Source organism: Candidatus Agathobaculum pullicola, assembly GCF_052117205.1.
Taxonomy (GTDB): Bacteria; Bacillota; Clostridia; order Oscillospirales; family Butyricicoccaceae; genus Agathobaculum; species Agathobaculum pullicola.
In genome coordinates this window covers 1-6,477 of the sequence record NZ_JBQKJP010000076.1, presented here as the reverse complement: position 1 = coordinate 6,477, position 6,477 = coordinate 1, and the positions used below count along the sequence as shown (strand labels likewise).

The 6,477-nt window shown below is 53.1% G+C and carries 8 protein-coding genes and 1 tRNA gene; 1 reads left to right on the top strand and 8 read right to left on the bottom strand.

What is annotated here, in order from left to right; translation table 11 throughout:
• Positions 1-197: 197 nt before the first annotated feature.
• From ACTQ3V_RS15165 to ACTQ3V_RS15130, 8 genes are all read right to left on the bottom strand, one after another.
• Positions 198-284: transfer RNA gene (locus tag ACTQ3V_RS15165), tRNA-Leu, on the bottom strand.
• Positions 285-342: 58 nt separating this feature from the next.
• Complete coding sequence (locus ACTQ3V_RS15160) at positions 343-1,617, bottom strand: dicarboxylate/amino acid:cation symporter (protein ID WP_441468239.1); 1,275 nt, start codon at positions 1,615-1,617, stop codon at positions 343-345.
• Positions 1,614-2,474, bottom strand: coding sequence for a dTDP-4-dehydrorhamnose reductase (rfbD, locus tag ACTQ3V_RS15155; protein WP_441468238.1), 861 nt, complete (start codon positions 2,472-2,474; stop codon positions 1,614-1,616). The genes ACTQ3V_RS15160 and rfbD overlap by 4 nt, the downstream gene beginning before the upstream one ends.
• An 81-nt stretch (positions 2,475-2,555) precedes the next feature.
• Positions 2,556-3,476, bottom strand: coding sequence for a 1-phosphofructokinase (pfkB, locus tag ACTQ3V_RS15150; RefSeq protein WP_441468237.1), 921 nt, complete (start codon positions 3,474-3,476; stop codon positions 2,556-2,558).
• Between the two features lie 340 nt (positions 3,477-3,816).
• Positions 3,817-4,194 (bottom strand): transposase, encoded by a 378-nt coding sequence (locus ACTQ3V_RS15145; RefSeq protein WP_441468241.1) that lies wholly within the window; start codon positions 4,192-4,194, stop codon positions 3,817-3,819.
• Positions 4,195-4,206: 12 nt separating this feature from the next.
• Positions 4,207-4,413 (bottom strand): hypothetical protein, encoded by a 207-nt coding sequence (locus ACTQ3V_RS15140; protein ID WP_441468236.1) that lies wholly within the window; start codon positions 4,411-4,413, stop codon positions 4,207-4,209.
• Between the two features lie 143 nt (positions 4,414-4,556).
• Positions 4,557-5,453, bottom strand: a complete 897-nt coding sequence (locus ACTQ3V_RS15135; RefSeq protein ID WP_441468240.1) for an IS3 family transposase — start codon at positions 5,451-5,453, stop codon at positions 4,557-4,559.
• Positions 5,450-5,722, bottom strand: coding sequence for a transposase (locus ACTQ3V_RS15130; RefSeq protein WP_441468207.1), 273 nt, complete (start codon positions 5,720-5,722; stop codon positions 5,450-5,452). The genes ACTQ3V_RS15135 and ACTQ3V_RS15130 overlap by 4 nt, the downstream gene beginning before the upstream one ends.
• A gap of 88 nt (positions 5,723-5,810) precedes the next feature.
• On the opposite strand from ACTQ3V_RS15130, the gene ACTQ3V_RS15125 reads away from it, so the two are divergent.
• Positions 5,811-6,335 carry an ATP-binding protein gene (locus ACTQ3V_RS15125; RefSeq protein WP_441468235.1) on the top strand — a complete coding sequence of 175 codons (525 nt, stop codon included), beginning with the start codon at positions 5,811-5,813 and terminating at the stop codon, positions 6,333-6,335.
• The last annotated feature ends 142 nt before the right edge of the window (positions 6,336-6,477 follow it).

The following is a 6,477-nucleotide window of genomic DNA, read 5'->3' as shown; positions in this document are numbered from 1 at the left end:
TTTGTCAAGAACTTTTTTCATTTCTTTTCAAACTTTTTCGACCCCGCCGCCTCTCACCGAAGCAGCTTGATTAGTATACTCCCCTTTCCGACTTTTGTCAACACCTTTTTCCAAAAAAGTTTGTTTTATTTTCATGTGTCGCTTTCTGCCTTGCGGCACATAGAAAACCGGAGACGAGAACGCTCTCGTCTCCGGTTTGGTGCCGCCAGCCGGAATCGAACCGGCACAGTATCGCTACCGGGGGATTTTAAGTCCCCTGCGTCTACCAGTTCCGCCATGGCGGCATAGCATGATTATACCAGACAGGACACCGCGTGTCAAACGTGGTATCCCGTTCTGCCCTCATTTTTTATTAAACACCTTTTTATCGAGTGCACCGTCCTGATGCGCCACAATCGTCGTACAGACCGCGTCGCCCGTGATATTGACCGCCGTGCGCGCCATATCCAGAATTCGATCAATGCCCATAATAAGGCCGATGCCTGCAACCGGCAGACCGACCGAGTCAAACACCATCGCCAAGGTGATCAGGCCCACGCTGGGCACGCCGGCTGTTCCAATCGATGCAAGCGTTGCGGTGGCAATGACCGTCAGATAGTCCGCCGGGGTGAGTGCAATGCCGAACGCCTGCGCGACAAATACGACCGCCACGCCCTGCATGATGGACGTGCCATCCATATTGATGGTCGCGCCCAGCGGAATGGTAAAGGATGAAATGCGGCGGGACACGCCGACCTTCTCCTCCAGCGTCTCGATGGAAAGCGGAATGGTCGCGTTTGAGGTTGCCGTCGAGAACGCAAAGCCCATGACCGGTGCAAACTTGCGGATAAATCGGAATGGGTTAAGCCCAGTGAACAGCTTGAGCAAAATCTGATAGACACCAAGGCACTGCACCACCAGCGCCAGCAGCACTGCGCCCATATATTTGAACATCGGCACCATCGCGGAAAAGCCCAACTCGGAAAAGGTTTTCGCAATCAGGCAGAATACGCCAATGGGGGCCGCGCGCATAATCATCATGGTCATTTCCATCATGATATCATTGCCCTGCTGAAAAAAGTTTGTAATGAGCTGCACCTTATCCTGCAATTTGGCCAGAAGCAGACCGACAATCAGCGCAAACAAAATGATTTGCAGCATATTGCCCGTCGCAAGCGCCTCAATCGGGTTTTTCGGAATGATGTTCAGCAGCGTTTCACTCATACTCATCGAGCTTTCGCTGATTGTTGTCTCCGCTGTCTGCACCTGCGACATATCCAGTCCCAGTCCCGGATTCACAATGGATGCCACACTCAACGCCACCGCCACAGCCAGCATGGTCGTAACCAGATAAAACCCTATCGTTTTGACACCAACCTTGCCCAGTGTTTTGGTGTCGCCAATGGCGGCCGCACCACAAACCAGCGAACAGAACACCAGCGGCACAACCAGCATCTGCATCAAGCGAATAAAGCCCTGCCCGATGACGTAAAACACCCCGCCTACCAGAATATTCTGCACTGCAGGAATGTCCGCCGCAAAGGCATGCAGCAACGCCCCCACCGCCGCGCCGAGCAGCAGCGCGATAAAAATTTTGGTAGTCAGGCCGATTTTCTTGTTGTTTACCGTTTCGCTCATGCCTGCCCTCCTGTCTGCCGGTCGGACAGATAGTCAGCCAATGCCTGCTTCCATTCCGGCATCTGATAGATACCGGTAATGCGCATCATCATATTGTCCAGCAGCGTGAACCGCGGACGCAGTGTCTCTCCCTCCGCCGTCGATTCCACCGGTACATCTGTGTAGCCACTCAGGCGCAGGATCTCATGCGCAAACTCCGCGCGCGAGCACATCCCCTCACAAGAGGCATGATACAGGCCATATTCACGCGCGGTAATCAGGTATTCAATGAAGCCCGCCAGCGCATCCGCAGAGGTTGGGGAAGAAATTTCATCCCCCGGCAGCCGCACGGTTTCACCACGCGCCGCCGCCTCCAGCACCTGATCGATAAAATCATACGTCCCCGCGCCGTACAGCCATGAAGAACGCACAATGACGTGCTTATCCGTCAGCTCGCGCACCATCTTTTCTCCCGCGTATTTGCTTTTGCCGTACATGGTGACCGGGTGCGCATCGTCAAACTCGCACAGCGCGGAACCAGCCGTGCCGTCAAACACGTCATCGGTCGAAATCTGAATGAGCTTCGCGTCGATACGCCGCGCCGCCACCGCCAGATTGCGCGCGCCAAGCGCGTTTATTTTGTAGGCTTCCTCCGGACAGTCCTCGCAGCGGCGCACGTCGGTCAGGCCCGCGCAGTTAATAATCACATCCGGGTGGTTGAGATCCGCAAACCGCCCCACCTGTTTGCCATCCTCCACCGGCACATCCCGATCGCTGGTCACCAGCTTGCATTCTGTATTGCGGTCAAACCGATGACACAGCGCGGAGCCCAGCCGTCCGCCTGCCCCCGCAATCCAAACACGGGTCGTTACGCTCATAACATATCCATACCTTTCTCTTGCTTCTCTTTAGTATAGTCACTGACAACGCCATACTTGCATACACCGGGCAATTTCTGCTCAAATCGGCTGCGGCATACCCGTTTTAGCGAGTGTCTCCTCGATTTTGGCACGATTGGGCAGCCATTCGGAAAACGCCGCCGCACTGCCCGCCGCCACTGCATAACGCAGCGTCTCGGCCGCAGAAAGGCCATTGGCGCGTGCGTACAGCCAGCCCGCAGCCATCGAGTCGCCCGAACCGACCGACTGCACCACCTCGCCCTGCGTTGCCTCCAAGTACAGCGCCAAGCCATCCGCAGGCACCAGAACCGCTCCCTGCGCACCGCAGGAAATCAAGATATCCTTCGCTCCAGCCGCCTGCAATTCGCGCGCACAGGCCGCGATACCAGCCGGATTGTGCGGCGCGCCCCCGACCAGCGCGTCCAACTCGTCCAGATTGGGCTTGATGAGATCCGGCGCGCACGGCAGCGCATTCTTCAGTGCATCACCCGAAGTGTCCAGCACCGTCCGAACGCCGTTTTTATGTACACGCTCCAGCAATCTGGCATAAATGTCCGCCGGTACGCCCGCAGGCACTGATCCAGACAGCACCAGCCAGTCATCTTCGCCCAGCATGTCCAGCGCTTCTGCCAGCCGCTCCAGCGCTTCAGGCGGGATCTGTGGGCCGGCACCATTGAGCTCGGTCTGCTCCCGCGCGCACACCTTGACATTAATACGCGTCATGCCCTCGTCCAAACGGCAGAAGTCATATTCCACGCCGGTCTCTGCGAGCAGTGACGCGAACAGCGCGCCCGTCCGTCCGGCGATAAAACCGAGCGCCCGCGTCGGCAGCCCGAGCACCGCACAGACCAGCGAAACATTAACGCCCTTGCCGCCCGGGTGCAGCGTTTCACCGCTCGTTCGGCACAGTTTCCCGGCTCGGAACGTGTCCGTATAAACCAGATAGTCCAGCGAGGGATTGAGAGTTACGGTGTAAATCATAACAGTCGCCTCCGTTTCGTACTGTATGTCGCTTGCATGCCTTTTTGTCTGTTCTTCCAGACAGATGATTGCTTTTCCCAATTTATTATATCTGATTCCAGTTATATTGCAAGTAGCGTAAGCTGATAGCGTATAACTGAATTCGCAAAAGCAATGAAGCAATAGACAAGCCATTATGGCTCCTGTAAAATGAAAGTTGTCAGGACGATCATGATACAAAACCTGCAAATAAAAAGTCAAGCGCAAGACAGAACATGATGAAAAAAATATTGCAAATGGCAGACAGAGTAAAGTAGGCAACGTGAGAAAGCCACCGCGGGGTGCTGGCTTAAAAAAGTAGTCAGTATAGCAGGATCAATGATTTTGTGGCAAACTTGTGGAATCCATATCCACTGGAGGCAGGTTGTCGAATGAGATAATCCCGCACCTTTGCATAATACCGGCGGCGGAATTTGTTAGCTGCAGCAGTCATGTAGACGTAGTAAGGTTTGCCTTCAGAGCGTTTACGATCAAGAAATTGGAATACAGGTTTTTGTTGCAGGGTGCATCTTAGGTAGACGCGAATAACATTGAATAATGTTTTGCGGAGACAAGGAGAGCCCAACTTTGAGGATTTGTTGCTGCGCACATTCTTTTCACCAGACTGGTTAGGCATGAGGTCAATACCGGAAAAGACAACCACTGCCTGCTTGCGGTCAAGGCGGCGAACATCGCCAATCTCAGCTTTGAGCTACGGGCCAAAGGACTTAACAACGCCATATATCTCCATTACCACATGATACTCCAGCAGCATGGATGCAAGATGCTCCATTTTTGTGCGGTAGGCCTCAACGGATCGAGAAATACTGGTGAGTTGGTTTGCCGCCTCTTGCACGAGTACCTTGATCACATTAGATTTAGGAACCAGCTCCACAGCATTCTTAGTCAGCGCGTACACTTCTTCGACGTTACCCTGCTTAAAGAAATAACCGTGGCGTTTGCACCATTTTCTATAGCGTTCCGAAAAAGCAACGAGACTCTGCTTGCACACACAATCTACATGTGGAATAGTCAAGAAAACCGCACACCCAATTTACTCCATCAGGCGACCTGACTCCGTTTTTGTATCCACCGCAAACGCTTAACAAGCGGAGGCAGATTATCCTCATTGGCGGTGTTGCGTCGGAGGCGATTGTAATACGTTTCGATCCAGCGAAAAATCAACTGTCGAACCTGCTCCCGTTTCATAGAAACGCAGTCAAGCCGATAAATCAACTCCTTTTTGAGGGTTGCAAAAAAACTTTCCATCCGCGCATTGTCAAAACAGCAATGTGTGCGTCCCATACTCTGACGAATGGATTCATGCTGAGCGAGCAGCGTACGGTATTCCTGGCTGGTGTATTGGCTGCCATGATCAGAATGAAGAATCAAACCGGTTTGATAACCATAGCGGGAAACTGCATTGCGAAACGCATCGCAGCATAAGCTGGCGCGCATATGGGGGCGCATTGCATAACCGACTACCGCGCCATCAAAACAGTCCAGAATTGCGGCAAGATACAGTTTGCCGTCTGCACATTTGATTTCGGTCATATCGCTGATGTACTTTGTTCCGGGCGCGGGCGCAGTAAAATCCCGCCGCACCAGATCATCGTTCTGTGACGTGTAGGAATCGGCCTTTGTCAGGCTATTTGGACGCTTTTTGTGCATCAACAGATGATTCTCTTTGCATAGCCGATAACATTTTCCATAGCTTGGACGTTGTGTTTCCGGCAGTGCGTCCCGCAGGCTGCGCACACCGTAACACGGATGCTGTTGTCGTAATTGCTTCAGGGCCGATACCGTTTCCGCGTCGCGATCTGTATGCACTGCTCTGCGTTTCCAATCATAATACCCTTCCCGGCGTACGCCGAGCGTCTGACAGCACAATGCAATACTGCTGTTCTGATGATTGGCTTCGATCCATGCGTATAACTGTCGCGGGCGAACACCGGTTATCGACCCGCCATAAAACCCAGCGCTTTCCGAAGAATATAGTTTGCTTCGTGCAGTTGATGCAGCTCATGTGTCAGCCGCGTGATGGCCTGTTCCGGTGTTTCTCCGGGTTGTACGCCACGAATCTGACCACTGGCGAGCCGCTCTGCCCGACGCCAGTTGTATACGGTCTTCGTGGAGATGCCAAGCCGCCGGCACGCCGCGCTCACTCCGATTTCATCGGCCAGTTTCAGCACATCGGCTTTATATTCTTCCGTGTATTTCCGTCCCATCTACTACACCCTTTCTTAGATTCATTATATCACCTTGGGTGTACGGTTTTATTGTATCACTCCAGAAACGGTACGCAAGCTGCAGGAAATGCGCCTAAGCGTCATGGCAGATACCCTTTCCACCCAGCTGGCAGACTCGCAATATCAGACACTTCCTTTTGAGGACCCGCTTACCATGTGGGTAGATGCTGAGTGGAGTACCCGAAAAAGCAATCGCCTGCCCCGCCTCATTCGGAATGCCGGATATGCAGACCCTGCCGCCTGTGTAGAGAATATCGAGTATCTGCTGGAACGAAAGCTGGATCGGGAACAAATCCTGCGTCTGGCCTCCTGTGCCTATCTTCATGAGGCGCATAATATTATCATTCTGGGCCCACCGGGGCCGGCCAGACCTATCTCGCCTGTGCGCTTGGTATGGCCATCAGCCGTAGCTTTTACTCTGTGCGATACATCCCGTCTGACGAATTTGCTGGTGGATATCTCTGTGGTCTGGGCCAACGGAACTAACCGGAACTATATGAAAAAACTCCAGAAGGAGAAGCTACTCATTCTGACGAATGGCTGCTTTACCCCCTCAAGGAGGCGAAAGCCCGTGATGTATTGGAACTGGTAGAGGCACGGAACAAGGTGGCGTCCACCATCTTGATAATGTAAGATAAGTTGCGCAAATTGAATAGAGGATAAAAAGAGACATGGTTTGCAGATCTCTGGTAGAATGAAGTTACCACACACCATTCTGAAAGGAGTCTGTAAAC